26 protein-coding genes and 1 tRNA gene are annotated in these 18,952 nt (G+C 54.5%); 20 read left to right on the forward strand and 7 right to left on the reverse strand.

The genetic code is table 11. The features are described 5' to 3' along the window. Positions 1 to 7 precede the first annotated feature (7 nt). The 15 genes from ACOOFE_RS11970 (at position 8) to ACOOFE_RS12040 (ending at position 11,071) form a co-directional block, all read left to right on the forward strand. On the forward strand, positions 8 to 1,813 hold the full coding sequence (locus tag ACOOFE_RS11970; protein WP_420415129.1) for a hypothetical protein: 1,806 nt from the start codon (positions 8 to 10) through the stop codon (positions 1,811 to 1,813). Position 1,814: 1 nt separating this feature from the next. Continuing rightward, positions 1,815 to 2,288, forward strand: coding sequence for a hypothetical protein (locus ACOOFE_RS11975; RefSeq protein ID WP_420415130.1), 474 nt, complete (start codon positions 1,815 to 1,817; stop codon positions 2,286 to 2,288). Then, entirely contained in the window at positions 2,285 to 2,536 is a 252-nt protein-coding gene (locus tag ACOOFE_RS11980) for a hypothetical protein (protein ID WP_420415131.1), read from the forward strand. Before ACOOFE_RS11975 ends, ACOOFE_RS11980 begins: the two co-directional genes overlap by 4 nt. Positions 2,537 to 2,666: 130 nt before the next feature. Then, positions 2,667 to 3,902: a phage tail protein gene (locus tag ACOOFE_RS11985; protein ID WP_420415132.1), complete on the forward strand. Its 1,236-nt coding sequence runs from the start codon at positions 2,667 to 2,669 to the stop codon at positions 3,900 to 3,902. Positions 3,903 to 3,935: 33 nt separating this feature from the next. Beyond that, positions 3,936 to 4,460 carry a phage major tail tube protein gene (locus ACOOFE_RS11990; RefSeq protein ID WP_420415133.1) on the forward strand — a complete coding sequence of 175 codons (525 nt, stop codon included), beginning with the start codon at positions 3,936 to 3,938 and terminating at the stop codon, positions 4,458 to 4,460. 33 nt (positions 4,461 to 4,493) lie between these two features. Then, a complete protein-coding gene (locus ACOOFE_RS11995; RefSeq protein ID WP_420415134.1) occupies positions 4,494 to 4,808 on the forward strand; it encodes a phage tail assembly protein in 315 nt (104 codons plus the stop codon). A gap of 116 nt (positions 4,809 to 4,924) precedes the next feature. Further along, positions 4,925 to 7,249: a phage tail tape measure protein gene (locus ACOOFE_RS12000; protein ID WP_420415135.1), complete on the forward strand. Its 2,325-nt coding sequence runs from the start codon at positions 4,925 to 4,927 to the stop codon at positions 7,247 to 7,249. 12 nt (positions 7,250 to 7,261) lie between these two features. Continuing rightward, entirely contained in the window at positions 7,262 to 7,693 is a 432-nt protein-coding gene (locus tag ACOOFE_RS12005) for a phage tail protein (protein WP_420415136.1), read from the forward strand. A 1-nt stretch (position 7,694) separates the two neighbouring features. Then, positions 7,695 to 7,928: a tail protein X gene (locus ACOOFE_RS12010; protein WP_420415137.1), complete on the forward strand. Its 234-nt coding sequence runs from the start codon at positions 7,695 to 7,697 to the stop codon at positions 7,926 to 7,928. A 4-nt stretch (positions 7,929 to 7,932) separates the two neighbouring features. Beyond that, positions 7,933 to 9,069 (forward strand): phage late control D family protein, encoded by a 1,137-nt coding sequence (locus tag ACOOFE_RS12015; RefSeq protein WP_420415138.1) that lies wholly within the window; start codon positions 7,933 to 7,935, stop codon positions 9,067 to 9,069. 72 nt (positions 9,070 to 9,141) lie between these two features. Continuing rightward, complete coding sequence (locus ACOOFE_RS12020) at positions 9,142 to 9,858, forward strand: peptidoglycan-binding protein (RefSeq protein ID WP_420415139.1); 717 nt, start codon at positions 9,142 to 9,144, stop codon at positions 9,856 to 9,858. A 10-nt stretch (positions 9,859 to 9,868) separates the two neighbouring features. Further along, positions 9,869 to 10,108 (forward strand): hypothetical protein, encoded by a 240-nt coding sequence (locus ACOOFE_RS12025; RefSeq protein WP_420415140.1) that lies wholly within the window; start codon positions 9,869 to 9,871, stop codon positions 10,106 to 10,108. Continuing rightward, complete coding sequence (locus tag ACOOFE_RS12030; protein WP_420415141.1) at positions 10,105 to 10,470, forward strand: hypothetical protein; 366 nt, start codon at positions 10,105 to 10,107, stop codon at positions 10,468 to 10,470. Before ACOOFE_RS12025 ends, ACOOFE_RS12030 begins: the two co-directional genes overlap by 4 nt. Beyond that, a complete protein-coding gene (locus ACOOFE_RS12035) occupies positions 10,409 to 10,705 on the forward strand; it encodes a hypothetical protein (protein WP_420415142.1) in 297 nt (98 codons plus the stop codon). Before ACOOFE_RS12030 ends, ACOOFE_RS12035 begins: the two co-directional genes overlap by 62 nt. Next, positions 10,706 to 11,071: a hypothetical protein gene (locus ACOOFE_RS12040; protein ID WP_420415143.1), complete on the forward strand. Its 366-nt coding sequence runs from the start codon at positions 10,706 to 10,708 to the stop codon at positions 11,069 to 11,071. A 20-nt stretch (positions 11,072 to 11,091) separates the two neighbouring features. Here the strand turns inward: ACOOFE_RS12040 and ACOOFE_RS12045 are convergent, their stop codons facing one another. The 4 genes from ACOOFE_RS12045 to ACOOFE_RS12060 all read right to left on the reverse strand — a co-directional run bounded on the left by ACOOFE_RS12045 (position 11,092) and on the right by ACOOFE_RS12060 (position 14,098). Then, positions 11,092 to 11,586 carry a hypothetical protein gene (locus tag ACOOFE_RS12045; protein ID WP_420415144.1) on the reverse strand — a complete coding sequence of 165 codons (495 nt, stop codon included), beginning with the start codon at positions 11,584 to 11,586 and terminating at the stop codon, positions 11,092 to 11,094. A 156-nt stretch (positions 11,587 to 11,742) separates the two neighbouring features. After that, the gene (locus tag ACOOFE_RS12050) at positions 11,743 to 12,687 is read right to left on the reverse strand and encodes a hypothetical protein (protein ID WP_420415145.1); all 945 of its coding nucleotides are present in this window, start codon (positions 12,685 to 12,687) and stop codon (positions 11,743 to 11,745) included. Positions 12,688 to 12,949: 262 nt separating this feature from the next. Then, the gene (locus tag ACOOFE_RS12055; protein WP_420415146.1) at positions 12,950 to 13,156 is read right to left on the reverse strand and encodes a helix-turn-helix domain-containing protein; all 207 of its coding nucleotides are present in this window, start codon (positions 13,154 to 13,156) and stop codon (positions 12,950 to 12,952) included. 396 nt (positions 13,157 to 13,552) lie between these two features. Beyond that, complete coding sequence (locus ACOOFE_RS12060; protein WP_420415147.1) at positions 13,553 to 14,098, reverse strand: hypothetical protein; 546 nt, start codon at positions 14,096 to 14,098, stop codon at positions 13,553 to 13,555. A gap of 275 nt (positions 14,099 to 14,373) precedes the next feature. Here ACOOFE_RS12060 and ACOOFE_RS12065 point away from each other — a divergent pair, with 275 nt between their 5' ends. Together ACOOFE_RS12065 and ACOOFE_RS12070 are read left to right on the forward strand one after the other, a co-directional pair. Beyond that, a complete protein-coding gene (locus ACOOFE_RS12065) occupies positions 14,374 to 14,742 on the forward strand; it encodes a hypothetical protein (RefSeq protein WP_420415148.1) in 369 nt (122 codons plus the stop codon). Between the two features lie 234 nt (positions 14,743 to 14,976). After that, a complete protein-coding gene (locus tag ACOOFE_RS12070) occupies positions 14,977 to 15,438 on the forward strand; it encodes a hypothetical protein (RefSeq protein WP_420415149.1) in 462 nt (153 codons plus the stop codon). A 170-nt stretch (positions 15,439 to 15,608) separates the two neighbouring features. Here the strand turns inward: ACOOFE_RS12070 and ACOOFE_RS12075 are convergent, their stop codons facing one another. Then, positions 15,609 to 15,875: a hypothetical protein gene (locus ACOOFE_RS12075; RefSeq protein WP_420415150.1), complete on the reverse strand. Its 267-nt coding sequence runs from the start codon at positions 15,873 to 15,875 to the stop codon at positions 15,609 to 15,611. Continuing rightward, entirely contained in the window at positions 15,872 to 16,594 is a 723-nt protein-coding gene (gene radC / locus ACOOFE_RS12080; protein ID WP_420415151.1) for a RadC family protein, read from the reverse strand. Before radC ends, ACOOFE_RS12075 begins: the two co-directional genes overlap by 4 nt. A gap of 186 nt (positions 16,595 to 16,780) precedes the next feature. Between radC and ACOOFE_RS12085 the strand changes: the two genes are divergently transcribed. The 3 genes from ACOOFE_RS12085 (at position 16,781) to ACOOFE_RS12095 (ending at position 18,038) form a co-directional block, all read left to right on the forward strand. Beyond that, complete coding sequence (locus tag ACOOFE_RS12085) at positions 16,781 to 17,104, forward strand: hypothetical protein (protein ID WP_420415152.1); 324 nt, start codon at positions 16,781 to 16,783, stop codon at positions 17,102 to 17,104. Between the two features lie 111 nt (positions 17,105 to 17,215). Continuing rightward, positions 17,216 to 17,503: a hypothetical protein gene (locus tag ACOOFE_RS12090; RefSeq protein WP_420415153.1), complete on the forward strand. Its 288-nt coding sequence runs from the start codon at positions 17,216 to 17,218 to the stop codon at positions 17,501 to 17,503. A 458-nt stretch (positions 17,504 to 17,961) separates the two neighbouring features. Then, positions 17,962 to 18,038: transfer RNA gene (locus tag ACOOFE_RS12095), tRNA-Pro, on the forward strand. Positions 18,039 to 18,262: 224 nt separating this feature from the next. Here ACOOFE_RS12095 and ACOOFE_RS12100 read toward each other — a convergent pair. Further along, on the reverse strand, positions 18,263 to 18,691 hold the full coding sequence (locus ACOOFE_RS12100) for a cupin domain-containing protein (protein ID WP_420415154.1): 429 nt from the start codon (positions 18,689 to 18,691) through the stop codon (positions 18,263 to 18,265). Between the last annotated feature and the right edge of the window lie 261 nt (positions 18,692 to 18,952).

An 18,952-nucleotide genomic window follows, 5' to 3' on the forward strand; every position in this document is an offset into this window, starting at 1 on the left:
GCCACAAATGGACACTACACAAATTCGCGCCAAGCTTCAGAGTGAAATTGAAGCTTTTGATCCGTCAACAGCAACCGCAGAAAAAACCGAACTCGCAGGTGCGCAAGTGCTGCTGTATGACGCGCTTTTGAAAAGTGCGACGGAAAACACTTCCGTAAGTTCTTCAAAATCAACTTCTCCAGCACTCGTTTCAAATGGTGGTCAGTTGTTCACGCCGAACTATCCTAAGTTTGCCGTCCAGGAGCTGGGATATATCCATACGACGGGTAACTACCATCCGCCCAAGATCGTTGATGGGGTGCTGGTCTTTGGCGGCGCGCAGGGTACATCTGCTGGCGGCACAACCAGCTTTACCTTTATCGCTGGGCCGGTCGCAGGCAAGAAACAGCTCTTGCGGTCGAGCATCGCCAACGTGCTGGTAAAGATGCAAAACGCGGCGACCTGTTACGACACAGAAAAGCGGATTGTGTATCACCCGACCCAAGACGGCTATTTCGGCCATGCGAGTATTGTTGATGGCTCGACAGGGGTCGCAAACCGCGCAGAAATCACAGGGCAGACCGTCGCCGCCGCCTATCATCAGGGCTTCAAAAAATCCTTTGTTGCCACCGGCAACACGGCAGTTTGGGTCGGCGATGATATCCTGGAAGCACACACGGCAATGACAATGCCGGATATGTCCGGAGTTACTTACAGTACCGCATCCGGTCATATCGCCTGCACCGACACCGCCGTTTTGGTGTTTGCGCATCAGCGCGGAGATGCCGCCAAAGGCATTCAACGGTCCACGAACGGCAACACATGGGAAAATGTCCCGGGCATTACCGGCGCTGGAACCGGCCTTGTCATATATTGCTCAGAGTTTTACGCTGGCCGCTTGTGGCTGGCGATGGGCGGAGCGGTCTATTCGACAGATGATGACGGCAGCACCTGGCGCGAAGATATTGCGGCGGCCGCCAACATCCGGCGCTTGGGTTTCGACAGCGCCTCAGCCAAGGTGATCGCTTGGGGGCCGGATGAGGTCTGGCACATCGTGGGCGCGGCCGCGACCAAAGTCTCCGATAACGGGAGCAACTTCACCGGGTCCTTCTACGCAGAAGACCACCGCTGCATATATTCTGAAGGTACAATTCTGAATGACTTTGGTGTCGCACTTCTGGACAGCGATGATTTCCAGATCGATCCTTGGGTCGATCAATACTCCAACACCTTTGATCAGATCTGCGCGGTCATCCCGCATGGGGAAGACCGGATCTGGCAGCTGACAGCAAAGTCGTCTTCTCAGGCCTATGCCGGGGTGATTGAGCAAGCTTATGGCATTTATGTCCCGCCAAGTGGCGGCGCGGAAGTCCGTATTGAGGCGATCGGCTCCGGCGGAACCGTCAATGTCGGAACACCGATCAACGGCCTGCCAACTTGTGTTTCGCACCTCGCTCTGGCAGCTGGGGGCAGTCATTCGGAAACCGATCCGAAAGCCGCCACCAGCGCCAATCGCGGACAATTTCCCGTTTGCATTGCTGGCGCTTCCAACGGCGGTACTTTTGCTTGGCGCGGCGGCGCGGGGCTGGCCCATCAGGGCAAGACTTATGGCGATGGCGAAACGGTCATCGGCAACTCCACCAGCTTCCTGCCGAGCAACATCGCCGGGTTCACTGGCTTGGCTGCAACACACCGCGGCGGCTTTCCGGGGGCCATTGCAACATGGCAAGGATGGTTGACTGACCCTGTGCCGATGCTACCAGCGCAAGGATGTCCCGATAGCGCGGACTACGACAAGTCCGGCGCCGGCGCTGTTGTGATCAAGGAGTACTAAGATGAAGGTTCTTTTGCAGGACAATGTTGTCGAGCGGGTTGTCGAAAAGGTTCCTAGTGTTGTGGCTGGCTACCAGGTCATGGATTGGGATGGAGACCGTCCGGACAAAGGTCAGATCTGGAACCCGGGGGCTCAGACCTTTGAGGATGCCCCTGCGGCAGCGGGGCCGCCTACACACCGGACAACCGTCACAGCGCATGAGTTCAAGCGGCTGTTCACCTTGACCGAACGCATGGCGATAGACCAGGCGCGCGATCAGTCGGTCATTGATGCGCTCAGTGATGACCTTGCAAAGACAGCAGCCCGCGAATTGAAGCGGGCGCTCGACATCTTCTTCGGTGACTTGGACAATCCGCTTCTGCCGCCTCTCGATGTCACACATCCGGATGTTGCTGTTGGTCTGGAAAATGTCCGGGCAGCTGCGTTGATCGAAGATCACCGCCCGGCAGAAATCCAACTGGGCGTGCCGCTGTGACCATCCGTTGGCATGTGATCCAGATCGGCCGGGCACTGTCCCGGCTTTTTAATGCGCTTACAGGCGGAGAGGGTGACACGACCACCTCCGCCTATGTCTACCGGCTGTCGGAGAGCGGCGGCCGCAAGCTCCTCCTGCCAGCCCGCTGGTGGGTGGCGTTTGTCGATTGGCTTTTGCGCGAGCCGGGTCACTGCAAATCCTCTTGCGAGTGGCACCAGGAACGGCGTCTGTTCCAGGACGATCTCTGAGCAACCCAAACACTTGACCCAATTTCAACCCGTCCTTTGAGGCGGGTTTTTTCATGCCCCATCCGGCCCTTGGGCAAGGCCAGACAGCAGCGCTGGAAGCGCCGCGGCCCTTAGAAGGAGCCCTCTCAAAATGTCCGCACCGCAATTTGGCATGACGTTTCCTCGTCCGCAGGATGAGGTTGTCCCGGCGCTCGGAGCTGATTTCTCCAAGGCGCTGATTGTCGAAACTTCGGAAGATGCATCCAACACTGAGTTTCCTGTTGGTGTTGCAAAACGCTTTTCCACCTCCGACACCGCTGCCGTCGAAGCCCTCGGCACAGGCATGTTGAAGTCCTACGTGCAGGGCATCAACGATCAGCTCGACGGCCTCAACTCCGGCGCGGATGTGACGGTTGTGCGTGTGGCTGAAGGCGTCGACACCGCCGCCACTGCCGCTGCGATCGCGGACGTTCTGAACGGGGTGTCCGACATCTGGTCGGCGGTCAATGCCACATCGCGCATCTGGGTTCCGGGCCGCACCGCCTGGCGTCCGGATATGGATACGGTCAATCCGGTGATCGCCGCGATCGAGGCCAATGCCGGAAAGAGCCTTGCGGTAGCGCCGGTCGATGTTGACGACACGTCCTCGGCCAATGCGACCGATGCCCGCGAAGGTATGTCTTCAGAACGGGTCATGCCGATCGGTGTTGCCGCCCGCGTCTGGGAAGGCGGATCCGTGGTCACCCGGCCGATGGCGCCGCGCATTGCCGGCCTGATGATGCGGGTCGACAACGACGAAGGTGACGGCAAGCCGTTTGAACCCTTCGCCAACCGTCCAATCCGCGGCCTTGCCGGTCTTTCCCGAAAAATCCCGTTCTCTCTGACCGACGGGTCGGTCGAGGGACAGCAGATGCTCGCCTCCAACGTCGCGATTGTCGCAGAAGGGGAATCCGGCGTCGACGGAGCTGTGGCTGAAGGCGGGTACGTCTTTATCGGGACGGACAATGCGACAACCGGTGAACTCTGGGAACAGATCCACCAGGTCCGCGGGACGGATTACATCCAAACCCAATTCCTGGCGATCACCAAGCAGTTCCTCGGCCGCAAGATCCACGGCGACAAGGTCGAGGCTTGGATCAACTCACTGGCCTATGCGCTGCGCGACCATCAGGCCGACGGCAACATCCTGGGTTATTCGCCGAAAACCGAGATGTTCAAGCGCGATCGAAACTCGCCGGAAAGCATCCGCCTCGGTCATCTCACGCTGGAAATCGGCATCGAGCCGGCGCCGGTCTTTAAGGTCGCGCACCACGAAATCCGCCGGTGGCGTCCGGCCGTTGAAGGTTTGGTCAACGAAATCATCCAGCGCCTGGCCGCCGCGGCCTAATCGCTCCGACTTTAAGCATCACAGGAGAAACACATGGCCAACCCGGCATATCAATTGACCATCATGGATGTGCGCCGCGCAACGCGTGCCGGCACGTCACGCCCGCTGAAGATTTCCAAGATCATCCTGCCTGCCGTGAAGTTTCTGACGGTGAACCGGAACCCCGGTGGCGGGGTTGGGTCTATTGACCATGGCATGCCACGTTTGGAGCCATTGGAACCCGGCTGGGAAACGTTCGGTCCGGATGACGATGTTTTCACCGGTATGGGTGAAATGGACAAGTGGACCTTTGGCTGCGCTTACAAGCGCAAGAACGGGGCTCCGGTTCCGGCGCGCATCGAGATTGAGGGGGTGATCACCGAATGGGCGCCGGACGAGGGGTCAGCCTCCGAATTCCAAAAAATGTCCCACAAGTTCCAGACCGTCACCCATTACGAGTTCATCCTCAATGGCAAAGAACTGTTTTATTTCGATGAAGAAGAAATCGAAATTCGCCGCGACGGTGTGTCGTTGACACAGCCGCATAAGACCGCCGCCGGTATTTCCTTCGGCGGCTAATTTCTCGATCCTCTAATCTTCCCGGTACCAATCATGAGCAAACAAGATCCGGCGCAGGAAGCTGCCGCCGCACCCATAACGCACACCTTGAAAAAGCCGATCATCGGCAAGGACGGCCGGACACACACGGTTCTGACATTCCGGGATCCGGAGATGGGGGACGCGATCGATGCAGAAGAAGAAGTCTCCGGCACGGTTCAGGAGACCATGTTTGTGCTCGGGCGCATGTGCGGACTGCCGTTTGAAGACATGCGCCGCATGTTGCCGGCCGATTTTCATGCCATCGTGAAGAAAACGGACGCTTCGATGGGAAACCTGGAAGAGGATGGCGAAAACTCGCCATCCTGATTTCCCACTTCACCCATACACCCCGCCCCATGGTGAACCGCTACACGCTGCGCGAGGCGTTGCGCGAGCGCGATGCCATATCCGACGTGATGTCCCAGCTGAAAGGCACCTCCTAAATGGCTGTTCTGCGTTCCAGTCTTGTTGCGCAGCTGCATGACCGTGTTTCGGGTCCGGCGCGCGGGATCCATGGCACGTTGCGTGGCCTGCGCCGGGCCGGAGACCGTTTCACGCAAACCCAGACCCGAATGGGGGCGCCGCTTCTGTCTTCGACCCGCGGTCTTATCGGTATGGGGCTGAGTTACCTTGGCCTGCGCGCCGGGCTGGACAGCACAACCGGCGCGTCGATGCGGTTTCAGACCGCGATGGCCGATGTTGAAAAGAAAACCACGCTGACCCGGGTCGAACTGGAGCGGACCAAAAAGACCATCCGTGAGCTGTCCAATGCCAAGGGCGGCCGCACGATGACAGAGATTGCCAAGCTCTATGCGCAAGCCGGTCAATTCGGTATCGCCAACAAGGAACTCGATCGTTTTGTAAAGCTGGGCGGCAAGGCATCTGTTGCATTCGACATGTCAGCGGAAAACACGGCCAACAGCCTGTCACAGCTCAAAAACGCGCTTGGCCTAGATATGACCGGCTTGGAAGGCCTTGCCGACGCGATCAACTATTCCGCAGATACGGCAGGCACATCAGAAAAGAGCCTGATCGACTTCCTGCTGCGCACCGCTGCGACCGCAAAATCCTTTGGTATCTCCGGTCAGGAAATGGCTGCTTTCGGCGCCACCTTGAATGAAATCGGCATCGAATCCGCCAAGGCTGGCACCGGCATGAATGCCATGATGATCAAGATGTCGGCCTTGTCGAAAAACAAGAAGGCCGTCAAAGCGCTCGATGCACTTGGCGGCAAGGGATATTCGGCCTCCCTGCAAAAGAAGTTTTTCAAAACGCCTGTCGATGCGATGCGCGACTTCTTCAAGGTCGTCAAGGACATGGACGCGCAGACCCGCTCCGGTCTGTTGCTGGATTTCTTCGGGCTGGAGTATCAGGACGATGCCACGGCAATTGCCAACAACATCGACAAAATCGTCGGCCGTTTGGAAACCCTGCGCAACACCAGCAGCTTTGCCGGGTCCGTCGATAAGACATTCGAGATCTTTGCCAATACGGCAGAAGAAAAACTAAAGCGCCTGCAACGCATTGCCGCAAATGGCGGCGCGGCGCTCGGGTCCAAGATCTTGCCGCCGATTGTTGAGTTTGCCGAAAAACTCTCGTCCACACTGACGACGCTCGACAGCCGGGTTACCGTTTTTGATACGCTCGAAGCCCGGGCCAAAGGTTTTATGACCGGGTTGGGCTTTGATGCGGGCGAGGGGCTCGGCAGTGCCTTCAATCAGGCCTGGGATGCGATCTTCGGCCGGACCGAGGACCTTGCCGCCGACACCGAAAAGATGGGCGCTGCGTTTGAACGGATGCGCCAGATGGGCGCTGGCCTGCGGTCCTTTGTTGGAGATCTGACAGCGCTCGCAGGATCGATCGCCGATTTTCTGGGTGTCGACCATGATGCGGCGGGTGCTGCATTTGCCAGTCTTGCTGGATATGGCGGCGGCCTGGCGCTTGCCGCCCTCGGTATTGGCCTTGTTGTTCGCCCGATCCGCATGCTCGGCAATGCGCTCTTGTTCCTAAGCGGCATTAAACCTGCGTGGGGATTGCTGCGTTTCTTGGGCCGCCTGACGAAGCTGGGGGCAGGGGCTGCCGGAATTGGCGCGCTTGCCAAGGCAACCGGCGCCTTGGGCAAATCGGCCGAGGCTTTGCCGAAAGCCGGACCATCTTCCAAAGGGCGCCCGGGCATCGGCACAGTTGGCAAAAACAGTCCGCTGAATGGCCGGATTGCGCCCAAAGACCTGGGCAAAATGGGGAAGCGCCTGAATGCGGCTCAAAAACCAACGACCGCAAGTCCAGGCGGGCGCCTGACGTTTCTCAAAAACCTAAAAAGTGCCGCTGCCGGAGCAATTGCGACCAGCGCTTTTTTGAGTTTCATCGACAGTCTTGGTGCAGCGGTCGGTCACGGTGTGACCGCTGAAGGTCAGGCGAATTTTACCAAGAACATGGCGGATCCGGAAATCCGTGAACGGTTCAACCCCATGAAGGGCGTTGGCGTCTTCCAGGACATGGAAAAGCGGTTGGCGCCCGACGGTGTCAAGGATGTCAGCCTGGTCGGCAAACCCGCTGTGACGGTTTCCGGTGAACCGGTCGTGGTCACTAAACCCTCCGGCGTGCAGGAGGTGCGGGTGACCAATCAAGCGCCACCGTCGATCACCGTTCATGCGCCCATCACGGTTTACGAGGCAACAAACGCCGCGCAAATCTCCGGCGAACTTGCCAGCGAGGTGCGCGAACAAATGTCCGGCATCCAGGCGGACATTGAATCAGCGGGGCCATAAATATTGCTTTACATGATCGGGACTCTGGCGTTCGACACAAAGCCGTTTAACGTCGATGCGGTCACGCGAAAAGGCACCGCGGACCTGGCTGAAAAACCTGTGATCAGCGGCCTTGCGCCGTCCGAGTTCATGGGGGATGGCGGGGAAACCCTGAAACTGAGCGGACGGCTTTTGCCGACCAAGATCGGCGGGTTGAGCGAGTTGGAGATTGCTCATCAAATGCGCCGCAGCGGCGCACGGGTGCCGGTGTCCCGAGGTGACGGTTTCCGGCTTGGCACCTTTGCCATTACCGCGATCGAAGAAAAGCACAGCCACCTGGTCAAAGGCGGTGTGGGCTTTGTTGTCGATTACTCCATTGATCTGAAAAAGGTGCAGGACGACCGGGACGGCAGCTCCGGTGTCGTTCAAGGGCTCCTATCGCTTTTCAATAGCATGGGAGGGTGATGTGCCGGAAGAAGTGACCATCACGGGCGACAATGTCACGGCTGATCTGTTGTTGTGGCGCAAATACGGGATAACCGGCCAGAAACTTGTCCGCGAGTTTTTTGAACTGAACCGGGGCCTGTCGGCGTTTGGCGTTTATCTGCCGCTCGGCCGCGCTGTTCTTATTCCCGACATGCCGGCACCCGAACCATACGAAGAGGTCCAGGTGGTGACCTTGTTCAACCCGAGACCCTGACGGCATGTGGAAAGTTCATTGGCGGGTGTTTGTCGCCGGGATCGACATGACAATCTCCATGCGGCCCTACCTGACCGACATCTCGATAACCGACAAGGCAGGGTCCGCGTCCGATACGTGTTCGCTGACGTTTGACGACACCGATGGCCAAATCCACATGCCGCCGGAAGGGGCTCCGATCCGGGTTTTGATGAACCGCATCCAGGTCTTCAAAGGTGTTGTCGACAAGGTGCGGTCCACCGGCTCGCGTGGCGGCGGCCGTCTTTTAAAGGTGACGGGTAAGGGGTTCGACACTCGCGGCAAGGCCAAGGAACCGCTGCAGTTTCATTTGGACGACGGCAGCATTGGCGATTTTCTGTCCATGGCGGCAAACTTCGCCGGATACACCATGCAGGTCGATCCGACATTTCAGGCCATAAAGCGCGTCTATCAGGCCGCTGACGGCGAAAGTTTTGTGCACCTCGGCCAACGTTTGGCGCGGGAGTTGGGGGCAACCTTCAAGATCCAGGAACCGATCGCAGTCCTGGTCAAACGCGGTGTGGACTTTGGTCTCCCGGCCATTTTGGGCACCTTTGGCGGTGAAAAAAGCAACGTCATCAACTGGGATATTGAGCCCTTTTCCGGGCGGCGCGGTTTTACCAAAGCCAAGGCGCAGTGGTTTGACCGGGAAAAGGCCGAGTTCAAGGAAACGGAAGTCGATATCCAAATCCCGGACCGGACGTTGCCGGACGCGGTCAATTTAATCCGTTCCAGGGCAGCCGATGAAGGCCAGGCCCGCGACCTGGTCGAAGCGCGCAAGGGTGAAGCGGAGCGGGAAGGCGGCAGCGGCACTGTTCTTTTGGATCTTTATCCCGGCGCACAAGCCGAAGGGCTGTTCACTCTGCGCGGCACTCGGGCTGGCATAGACGGCCAGTACCGGATCGAAAGTGTGCAGCACAAGGCGGACCGAAAGGGTGGGTCCGTCACCAGCTTGAGTTTGAAACAACCCCATGGCGGCGCCGGCAAGGACAGCCGTCCGGAAGGTGGCGGACAGCCCGGAACAAGCGTGCCGTCAAATGCGCCGTCAAACGGTGCATTACCAGGAACCGCCGGAGGTGACCTGGAGTTTATCGGCGCCGGAGAAGGCGACGGCCCGGAATAGCCTTCTAAATAATCAGAGTTTTTGCGAGCCCGCCTTTAGGCGGGTTTTTTTTGAACACCCAAGGAGACCAACATGTCCTTTGAAATGTGGTTGCAGAGCCGCTTGACCGCCCATGGCTTTGCCTGCGGTGGGATCGACGGTGAAATCGGTCCGGTCACCTTGCATGCGTTGCGCAGGTTTCAAGACGCAAAAGGCTTAGCCGTCACCGCGCAGGCCGATGAAGCCACGGTGGCGGCGCTGCGCCTGCCGTCTTCCAGCGTCTCTTTTGAAGAAAAAGGGTTTATTTCCGATCGCGACACTGATCCGCAAGAGGACCGCCGCAAGGCGATCTTTCCGCGGCAGCGGGACGTTGAGGCCTATTTCGGCGAGGTCGGCACGCAGCAAACTCATATCGAGGTGCCGTGGACCATGCGCCTTGCCTGGGACAAGGATGTCCGGATCCGGAAGATGACCTTGCATAAAAAGGTCGCCCCCTCTGCCAAGCGTGTCTTTGAAAAACTGCGCGGCCTCTATTCCGACCGGGAAATCAAGGCGCTCGGGCTCGATCTTTTTGGGGGCTCGTTGAACGTCCGCCAGATGCGCGGCGGGTCGCGCTATTCCATGCACTCCTGGGGCATCGCGATCGACTTTGATCCGGAGCGCAACCGCCTCTCTTGGAAACAGCCGCAGGCACGGCTCTCCTTAGATGACGCCATTCCCTTCTGGCAGGCGTGGGAAAAAGAAGGCTGGGTGTCCTTGGGCCGGGTGCGGAATTTCGACTGGATGCATGTCCAGGCGGCGCGGTTGTGAGGGCAGGCCCATGACCAAGACTTTCAAACGGGAAACCGCAATCGGCATGTTTTTGTTCCTGCTGGTGCTGTGTGTCTTTGACCTCACAAGCGGCGGTACAACCGGCGCCTTTCGCTGGGCGGAGCTTTTGGCCTTGCCGATCTTCGGCTTTGCCGGTGTTGCCTTTGGCCTGGATGCGGCCGCCAAGCAGCTGCCGATCGGCCCAAAGGCACCGCCCGCGACCCAGCCACCGGAGGGTTTTGCAGAATGATCTGGAAAGCCGTTTCTGAACTCGTCGGCAAAACCATCGGCTGGCGCAATGTGATCCTTTTTGCGGGTGGGCTGGTGATCGCCGCGGGGTTTTATGGCTGGCACGTTCTGGACAAGGCTGCCGCGGTTGCTCTGGCAAAAGAAGGGCTTGTTTCCAAGGTGGAGTTGGTGGCAGCGCAAGCCGAACTTCAGGCCGAGCGCCGCCGGGCAACGGCGCTAGAGGCCGCCAATTTTCAGTTTCAACGGCAGGTTCAGGAAGCCTCCGCCCTTCAAACCCAGCAGGCCATGGAGTTGGATAATTATGCTTCGACTGTTGATTGCGGTGTTGACGGCGCTCTCTTTAAGCGCCTGCGCAACCGCTGAGCGCCGTGCGATCGAGGCCGGCGCCCGGTTGGGTCAAGCAGCGGCACAAGAAAACCCGGATCCAGCGCTGCCAGGGGATTGCCGGCGCCGGGAACGCTCCGGCGTTCAAGAAGGCGAGCCGCTGGATGTGGCGCTGATCAAGACCGACCAGGCACTCGGCCGGGCCAATGCGCGGGTTCAGCGCTGCGCCAAATGGCATGACACGTTTCGGCAAAAAATGAAGGCGGGGCTTTGAATGGGAACTCCAGATGGCGGTGACGTTTGGGTGATAGCAACGATAATTGGTGTCGTGGGTCTGTTTGGCGGCTTGGTTTCAGGTATTATCGCTCGTGACAGAGCAGTTTCCAGACAAATTCGGGAAGCTGATGACAAGCTGCACGAACGGATCAGCAGGCTGCGTGAAGAGACACAGCGCGATGTCCATAAAAGTCTTCAAGCGTTGACCGATTACAAACTGCAAGTGGCGCAAGAGTATGCATCAGTGGAGCATTTGAAAGAGGTGGAAAACCGGCTGGTGCGCGCTATTGAACAACTTACCGCCAAGCTGGAGGACATGCCGGCGCAATTGGCCTTGGCACTGAAAAAATCACGGAGTGATTAGGGGAATTGTTTAAGGCTGTTTCAGTTCTTAAAATACGCGCAGCGCTGTTTTAGATCCTGGAGCACTGTCTTTGGCGGTAGAGCGATGTATGTCGCTTCGTGGTAGATTTCCGATCCGAAGGCCAATGCGACGGCGATTTGGCTTTCGGTGTTTGAAATCTGGCCAAATTCCTCCTTGGAAATGTTGGAAAAAATGGCTGTGTTTCCATCGAAGTCTGCCAGAACACCGCTGAGCCGCTTTACGTCTCCGCCATCCACCCGCAAGAGCAATTGCGGGTTTCCGGTATTGAGTGTTCTGATCTGGTCGGGAATGGCCTTGTCATAGGTGCGGTGCGCAAGGAACAGCCTGGAGACGTCGCAAAGGACGGATAGACTATATTCATAGTCCGGTGTTTCCACATAGGCGACATGGCGGCCACCCTCCGAGAACGCGCTTTCTTCGGACAATAGGCGCCATTCAGCGTGCGCGGATATCGGCAAAAACATCAAGGAAAAAATGAAAATCCTGAGCATCATTATTCTCCAGAAACGTGCGGAGCAGTCCTGAATAACTGTTGGAATATCTCAAGTACAGCATGTACGAATGCCAATTACAACTTTTCTGCGTCTTTGGTAAAACATCGAAGTGGTTCGACAGAGCAGAGGACAATTTGGAGTGTTAACAATTATCAACTAAAACCGTTTCATATCTACAGTGAATTTCCGCCCTTTATTTGAACCAACGTAACGAATATTGTTTTGATCTATGAAAATTATTTCGTCTCCTGTATTAATTGCTTTATTACTGCTGCTTGAGAGCTGTAAATTAAATTTCCCATTTGCACCTTCTACAACACCAACAGATAAGCTTTTTTCATAGAACAATACTTCCGAAAAAGTATGTGAAGGCACTCCACCTGAACGTATTGTTATAGCGCCATTATCGCCAATTTCAGCAATTACAACGTCCAAACCTGTGCCAATATTATTGGCTTGTGAGCTATAAAATTTCCCGGAAGTTAAGCCTCTTCCGACCAGGCGTATTTCGTCTAGATTGCCAGAACACATTCGCATTATGTTATTGAGAACTCTCGCAGATCCTGCGAGAGAAACATCATATTCATAATACGGAGTTTTTATGTGAGCTCTTGATCCAGCGATAAGCGCGTCCAACACTTCAGCGGAAATCTCCTTTTTTGAGTCTCCGAAAGTCATAAAAACAAAACCATCATAAGTGTATTGTCCCGATAAGAAATCTTCAATAAAACCTCTTTCGTAATGGTGTCTTTTATTAATTATCTCAATCTCTTCAAAAAAAGAATCGTCTACACTAAGTTCAGCAAAGTAGGATTTTGCATAGTTAACTTTGGAAAATCTCTTCAGCTTCTTATCAGTGTTGGTGTTGCTGCCAAACTTATATTCACGAGATAGATGTGCAAAATCTGGTTCAGCGTATACTTCCAAATATATCTTCTCATCACGGCAGAAAACTTCGATACAAGAAATGTAGTCTCCTCCAGAACTACAAGATTGAGATCTAATATCGTCATCTTTACTTTTATCTTCCCAGCCCTCCTTTGACAGAGAGTGAGCTGTAAAAGCAAAGAAAATTGTAAAGGCGAGCACAATACGATGCATTTTTCATACCTCGGAAGGTGTGTTTGCAAAAAATAAATAACTATTACTTTGTTAAATTCATATATATTCTGGTAGGATCATCACATCTTCTCCGTGTTATTGGTATTGGTTCTTTTAAGTTCTGCAATATGAATGTGAGCTGAACAGGAGGTATCGAACAATTATAATGCGGGACGGGCAACATTTTCTATGTCGAACCTACATCAGGCACTACACTTAGGGCGTAGATGGGGGTGAAGCGGTGATAAGGCCTCGGGTGTTTTCACGTTGGAAATTCTGGTGGCCGGTACCCGGCCAGCATCCAGTCCATGACACGGGCGGCCGTCGGATTGACCTTCGAGGCCGAAGGTTTGTCCGGGGACATTTCGAAACGCTGAACGGTTGTCAAATTGACCGCCAAAATCCTGGCGAGCTGGGGCTGCGTAAGCCCTAGCTTCTTGCGCGCCGCTTTAAATTCCGCGTCGGTCATTGGAACCAGCCGAAATTCACCGCCATAAGGGCGAGGATCACCAGGGACAGTGTTATGGAAATGAGCGGCAGTACCTTAACTTGTTTCAACATGGCCTTTCCTTTATAGTTGCTGCCAACCCGCCCCCCGGTGCTAGCGGGGGGCGGGCCAACTAAAGATCACCAATGATGGATAATGTTGATCAGCAACATAATCGCCACCACGATCTGTAGGAGAATAGCGAGAAGTTGTAGCTTCATTTCGCTTTCCTCCGGTGTGGCGGGGACGGCCCATCCGTCCCCCTCTCCACATCAATAGATATGCTGCGAATTGCAGTGTTTTGCAGCCCTGGATGTTGAATTTCTGGCTGTTTTTCGGAAGAAACTAGAACTGCTGAAGCCGTACGGTGGGCGCTGACTAGCAGGCCTCCTGTCTCTTTAAGGTCTTCAATGTCGGAGCAATTTTTTCATCATGGAAATCTTTGTAATCTTTTGGATAGACAAATGATATCCACAATGCCGCGACAGAATCACTGCACGGTAAATTGATGACTTTGTAATAGTAAACAGTGTCATTGCCATATAGGCCGGAAAACACAAACCAATCTTTGCCACTTGCTTCGTATGTAATTTTGGATCCATCGCTGCTTAGTTCTGATTTCCACTCGTTGCGATAAGCTTTAAAACTCAGGTTTGTAGTATCGACCTCCGTAGATACCTTCAGTGTTTTGTATTCAGGGTATACGAAAGTAATACCATTGTTATCCCTGCGTTTGAATTCTTCTAGATCCTCCGGATCATCTATAAAACTTGGGACCATGCCATGCGGCATTTCGATCGAGTAACCCCAAAGGTAACTATGATATGTAAAACTATCCCAATATTTTTCACCTGATGATGATACGGTAACCGCAGCGAGCAAGCCACACGTTGCGATACTGAGTACTTTCAGAATATTTTTCATCACAAATCCTCACGCAAAAACGGACTTCAAATTGTCCGGCACGGTGCCGAAACGGGCCAATTCCACAGCATCTTCCAAATCGCCGGTCGCCGGATCGCCTTTCCGGTAAAAGGCCAATGAAGATATTCCCCAACACAAAGATCTTTATCGAACTCTTGTGGTTGGAGCCCGGCAACCAACCACAGGGAGAGGGCAGGTTGTATTCGGCTGATGGGAACGTTGAAATCAGGCCGATCGCGCTTGATCATTGCTGCATATGAGAACATAAGAAGAACATGGGCGCGCGATGGACAACGGAAAAGGATCTGGCCCGGTTAATCCAGGCCCGGGCGGGGAAGGGGCTTCTGGTGACTTTGACACCGGAAACGGCCGATACCGTTGCGCGCCGTCTCCTGAAGCCAGACGGCGCTGATCCGCACCTGAAATCTTTAAGTTTCCGCCTTGAGGTTTGGGACGCGTCCGGCACGCAATTTGTAGAGCTGCTGGCTGCAGCCAGCGCCTTTGGGCTTATCAAACAAGCCTATGAAAGTTGCCGGGTCAACCGCCCGAAGGATCGCCTTCTGGTGCGTCAGGGGATCCGGGTTGTTCTGGATTCTGGGGCGCCGGATCCAGGAGGCGCGGCGAACGTTGTTCGGCTGCGTTAGGTTGGGATCTGAGTTGCTCTGAACGCTGAGGCGCCGGTTTCTGAAGTGGTAGCCAAGCTATTTGTGGAGCCAGAACAACTCCGGCTGATTGCAATGTGGAAGAATTCAATCGACTATCCCACTAATGTAGCGGCGGTCGCTGCAATGGGCGGTAAGTGGGCGGTTTCAAGGGCGATTAAGGCGTTTGGGAATTCAGTCCGCAGGACAGGAAGTTCTAAAAAGTAGGTATGTGGGATGTTATCTGAAAACAATTCGGCTATTGATTATCTAAGCGAATTCTCAACAAATGCAACAATTTGGATTGCGTCCGGGTCGATAGTAGTTGCGATTATGTCCTTGATGGCAACAGTGGTGGCGATGTTGGTTGCTGCGCGATCAGTTCTGGCTGCTCAAAAGTATAATAAAGAAGCAAAACAGATAGAAATGCAGCGTGATAGAAACAAAGACGTTCAACACTTGCTAGAAGCTGTGGTAGGCGGAGAACCTTCCATGGTGAATGGTAAGGAAGGTAGATACCAAAGCACTGCGATACAAATAATTGCAGCAGCGCGCCTGTCTGAATATCCGGAGTTTCAAAACCATATCAAAGCTGCGTTTATGAGAATCGACAAAATTGCAGTAGAACGTCCTTCATCAGAATGGTCCACAATTCGTGATGAACTGGAAAGAACACTGCTTTCTTTTCGGTCCAAATAGTGGAGCCTCGGAGATGCCCAGCTAGCATCCTCCCCATTGGAGCTTGGGGCACCCTACACGCTGTTGCTTACTATTTTCTCCGTTCAGCAACAACATACGCTGATATGAGCCGAGGCTTGGCGAGCATACAAGCAAACTTCGATTGATCAACGGCAGGTATGCCAGTCCATTCAAATGTCTTCGGGGTCGATGCTGTCCAGCGCCGCCTGGACCTCCACAAAACAAGATCGGACCGCGTGTGCGGGCAGTGCGAGGTCAGCTGCTATCTCCTGGCTGGTCATCACATGCATGTACCGGAGCCACAGGATTTGAACCAGCTTTTCCCGGGACACAGGTGGCGCATCCTGAATATCGCGATGCGGCCGGCCGTCCTCGGCAAAGCCTTGAAACGCGAAATGCTGGCGCTGGGTTTGATAAGTGATGGGATGCCTGCTCATATCAACTGCATCGCTCTGAATGAAAACGACGCGCCCCGCGACATAATGAAGTGGTCATAGATTTCGATGTCGAGAGGCTTGGCGATATCGACAAGCTGGCGCGTCATTTGAATGTCTGCCCGCGATGGGGTTGGGTCGCCTGAGGGATGATTGTGAACGAGAATGACCGCCTTTGCCCCGAGGAGCAGAGAGCGCCGGACGACTTCTCTGGGGTAGACCGGTGTGTGGTCGACCGTGCCTTCGTTCATAACTTCGTCCGCAATGAGCACATTTTTCGTGTTCAAGTACAAGCAGCGGAATTGTTCGATTTCCAAATACCCCATGGAGAGCTGGAGATACTCCATGGTTTTGTCCCAAGTATCTAGGTACTTCCTGTCGATGATTTCAGCGCGGGCGCTGCGGATGAGACATTCACGAACGGTAGCGATTGTATCGGCGAGCACTGGGCCGACACCTTTTATTTCCATCAAAAGGTGCCGGGGGGCGTTCAACACTTCCGGAAAGGTCCGATACTCGGCAATCAAGCGCTCCGCTATCGCCTCTGCACGCTCAAAGCAGTAGCGCGGCATCAAGAGAAGCATCAAGAGTTCAGTATCTGAGAGCTTGTCCGACCCAACTTGGCGGAACCTAAGCCGCAGCTTGGATGTTTCGTTTTGTTGTTCGGCAACTGGCTGCAAAGCTAAAGCATTTGCGCCAATTTCCATCCCCCCGTCGGACATTTGACACGCTCCACGATACCCGTAACATTACGTAGCGTTTACAATGCTTATACAATTTATCAGTGTAGTTTGCCTGAAAAATTTATAATAACAACCGGAAATTGTTGCGTGGTTGCAAAATGATGGCCATGGTGGCACCCATCTAGCGCATTGTCTGAATTCACATTGCTCTCCGAGAGGGGTCAAATGAAAGACGTTTTGTCCACGCGGTATCATGAAATGACTGATCAAATTGATGACCGTTTGGAGGCTTTTATACTTGCGCTGAAAAGACTTCATGTGACGCAACTGCAGCTCTCAAATTTGCGGAAGATGTCCAAAACAGAGATCGCAAATGACCGGCACAAAGACGCCGAGTACAGCATCTCCTTGAGTGCGCAGTTGGAGAAGGACCTGCCCAGATTTCAAGAAGAGCTGACTGAGGCTTTTAAAGAGTTAAGCCCTGAGCTTAAAACCGAACTCAGCAAAGTCATATGCGGTAAAAATTTCAAGTTCGACCGGCTGCATTGATTAAGTGTCTGCAATAATTAGTTGCATTTCCCCATTTTACAGCAACACTCGACTGAGTGCCGATATTGGACAAAGTGAGTCTGGCTGTTTGTGCCAGCTTGAGGGGACGCCATGAAACCTGAAATGGAACCGGGGCATCTGGCCTTTCAAATTTTTGCATTGGAAATCTTTCGCAAGGATCCGGAGCTGTTCGAGACCGCACATGCGAGCGCACGAAAGAACGTCACAATGGCCTTAACGCACTGCACTCGAGAAGAGCAGCCTTCCTTGGAGGCGCAACTGCGGGCCCTAGATACAGTCCAGGCGGCGGTGGGACTCATGAAGCTGCTCGGCAAAGACCGGCCGGAGGACATTCCGGATCTGGGGCCAGATCCTTGGGGAGGGAAGTTTCGGCAGTAGCCGAGCTGCGAGGAAGGCCCATTGAAGACCGAAGGTTTGTTTTGAGCCGTCTGACTTGCTCTATCATTTCCGCCGGCAAGTGCGGATCAGCCAAGCGGGTCTGATGGGTTCGATCGATGGAAAGATGATTGTCTCGAACAATGACACACCGGAAACCAGCAGGTGTTTCACAGCCATGTCACGAAGGCGGTTTCGGTAACCTAATCGGTATCAGTGGCACCGCCCAAGGAATTTGGCGCGTCGACCATCGGCAATTTTAAACACCCACTCCTGAAGGAAGAAGCCGCGCTTTAGGCGCGGCTTGGTGTTTCCGGCAAAACCAGAACAGACCCAGAACCGATTCTGGGACTATTCTGGGACTCGATTGTCAAAAGTTGTCCACAAAAGACAAATTTTCACGCTCTGTTCTCGCTTGACGGCGCCGTCTCAGAGCTATAAACCCAGCGAAATCAGGACGTCGGGGTATAGCGCAGCCTGGTAGCGCATCTGGTTTGGGACCAGAGGGTCGCAAGTTCGAATCTTGCTGCCCCGACCATTTCTTCTCAACAATTTCGACGAAAATAGAAGTGGCAGACTCCACAATTTGTGAGGGCGCTATGAGAACAATCTTCAATTTTCCGCTCAAAACCCGCTGTTTCGTATCACATTACTACTTGAACTGGCGTTGGGGTGGCCTGATGCAGGCAGCTTTGTTGCGGGCAATAACTTGCTGTAGTGCCGTTGGTGCGATCGTTTCAGCCAGATAAAACCGAGACAAAGTTAGCCGTCTGGCGCCTCGGCAGGTCTCGTCGCAAATTCTCCGGGTGAGGTGATTTCGATCAACTCCATATCATCGGAGTGGCGCAGTTCGCGGTGTCGGATGCCGGGCGGCTGAAGTACACATGACCCTTCGCGCAGAATGTGTTTGCCCTTGCCTTCATATTCGAACACAACCCAGCCTTTGGTTACATAGACCATCTGAAATTCAAGTTCATGAGTATGCCATTGCCCTTCGGAATGGCGGCCCGGAACGGCGCGGATGACATGAGCAGTGTATTTCCCTGCGGTCGCTTCTTTGATCCCGAGATCTCTGTATTCAAAAAAGGATCTCAGGCCTTGGCCGGCAAATTCCCCTGTGTCGGCATGAGCAACCGTAAAGGCCTGGCCAGACCAAAGCCGTGTTTCTGGAGTTTTTGCTGCTTGGCTCAAGGATCTCGTCCCCTAGTGGGTTCAAAAGAAGCGACGGGGTTCGAAAAAGGCCCGTTATGCCATCATCAGAAAACCGGTGAGTGTTGGCAAGCCCTCTGCAGCTGGCTGCCCTGCTTGACTTTAGACATTTCGTCTTCGGGAGAGTCCGAGTTGTTTTGCGCAAAAGAAATGCTGTTTACCGCCAAGCGCCTGAGGAAACCGGGGAAGTTGTGCGCTTTTGCTTGTGCATCTACTGGCGGTGTTTCACCATGCCTTTGGGGG

The sequence above is a fragment of the Roseibium sp. genome, from assembly GCF_965216085.1.
Lineage (GTDB): Bacteria > Pseudomonadota > Alphaproteobacteria > Rhizobiales > Stappiaceae > Roseibium.

Bases quoted from the DNA above. Each gene is read 5' to 3' on its own strand.
- ACOOFE_RS11985 (WP_420415132.1), top strand. From the start codon at position 2,667: ATGTCCGCACCGCAATTTGGCATGACGTTTCCTCGTCCGCAGGATGAG.
- ACOOFE_RS12085 (WP_420415152.1), top strand. From the start codon at position 16,781: ATGAAAGACGTTTTGTCCACGCGGTATCATGAAATGACTGATCAAATT.
- ACOOFE_RS11970 (WP_420415129.1), top strand. From the start codon at position 8: ATGGACACTACACAAATTCGCGCCAAGCTTCAGAGTGAAATTGAAGCT.
- ACOOFE_RS11990 (WP_420415133.1), top strand. From the start codon at position 3,936: ATGGCCAACCCGGCATATCAATTGACCATCATGGATGTGCGCCGCGCA.
- ACOOFE_RS12005 (WP_420415136.1), top strand. From the start codon at position 7,262: ATGATCGGGACTCTGGCGTTCGACACAAAGCCGTTTAACGTCGATGCG.
- ACOOFE_RS12055 (WP_420415146.1), bottom strand. From the start codon at position 13,156: ATGACCGACGCGGAATTTAAAGCGGCGCGCAAGAAGCTAGGGCTTACG.
- ACOOFE_RS12025 (WP_420415140.1), top strand. From the start codon at position 9,869: ATGACCAAGACTTTCAAACGGGAAACCGCAATCGGCATGTTTTTGTTC.
- ACOOFE_RS11975 (WP_420415130.1), top strand. From the start codon at position 1,815: ATGAAGGTTCTTTTGCAGGACAATGTTGTCGAGCGGGTTGTCGAAAAG.
- ACOOFE_RS12015 (WP_420415138.1), top strand. From the start codon at position 7,933: ATGTGGAAAGTTCATTGGCGGGTGTTTGTCGCCGGGATCGACATGACA.
- ACOOFE_RS12030 (WP_420415141.1), top strand. From the start codon at position 10,105: ATGATCTGGAAAGCCGTTTCTGAACTCGTCGGCAAAACCATCGGCTGG.
- ACOOFE_RS12045 (WP_420415144.1), bottom strand. From the start codon at position 11,586: ATGATGCTCAGGATTTTCATTTTTTCCTTGATGTTTTTGCCGATATCC.
- ACOOFE_RS12075 (WP_420415150.1), bottom strand. From the start codon at position 15,875: ATGAGCAGGCATCCCATCACTTATCAAACCCAGCGCCAGCATTTCGCG.
- ACOOFE_RS11995 (WP_420415134.1), top strand. From the start codon at position 4,494: ATGAGCAAACAAGATCCGGCGCAGGAAGCTGCCGCCGCACCCATAACG.
- ACOOFE_RS12020 (WP_420415139.1), top strand. From the start codon at position 9,142: ATGTCCTTTGAAATGTGGTTGCAGAGCCGCTTGACCGCCCATGGCTTT.
- ACOOFE_RS12000 (WP_420415135.1), top strand. From the start codon at position 4,925: ATGGCTGTTCTGCGTTCCAGTCTTGTTGCGCAGCTGCATGACCGTGTT.
- ACOOFE_RS12060 (WP_420415147.1), bottom strand. From the start codon at position 14,098: ATGAAAAATATTCTGAAAGTACTCAGTATCGCAACGTGTGGCTTGCTC.
- ACOOFE_RS12035 (WP_420415142.1), top strand. From the start codon at position 10,409: ATGCTTCGACTGTTGATTGCGGTGTTGACGGCGCTCTCTTTAAGCGCC.
- ACOOFE_RS12040 (WP_420415143.1), top strand. From the start codon at position 10,706: ATGGGAACTCCAGATGGCGGTGACGTTTGGGTGATAGCAACGATAATT.
- ACOOFE_RS12070 (WP_420415149.1), top strand. From the start codon at position 14,977: ATGTTATCTGAAAACAATTCGGCTATTGATTATCTAAGCGAATTCTCA.
- ACOOFE_RS12050 (WP_420415145.1), bottom strand. From the start codon at position 12,687: ATGCATCGTATTGTGCTCGCCTTTACAATTTTCTTTGCTTTTACAGCT.
- ACOOFE_RS12065 (WP_420415148.1), top strand. From the start codon at position 14,374: ATGGGCGCGCGATGGACAACGGAAAAGGATCTGGCCCGGTTAATCCAG.
- radC (WP_420415151.1), bottom strand. From the start codon at position 16,594: ATGTCCGACGGGGGGATGGAAATTGGCGCAAATGCTTTAGCTTTGCAG.
- ACOOFE_RS12090 (WP_420415153.1), top strand. From the start codon at position 17,216: ATGAAACCTGAAATGGAACCGGGGCATCTGGCCTTTCAAATTTTTGCA.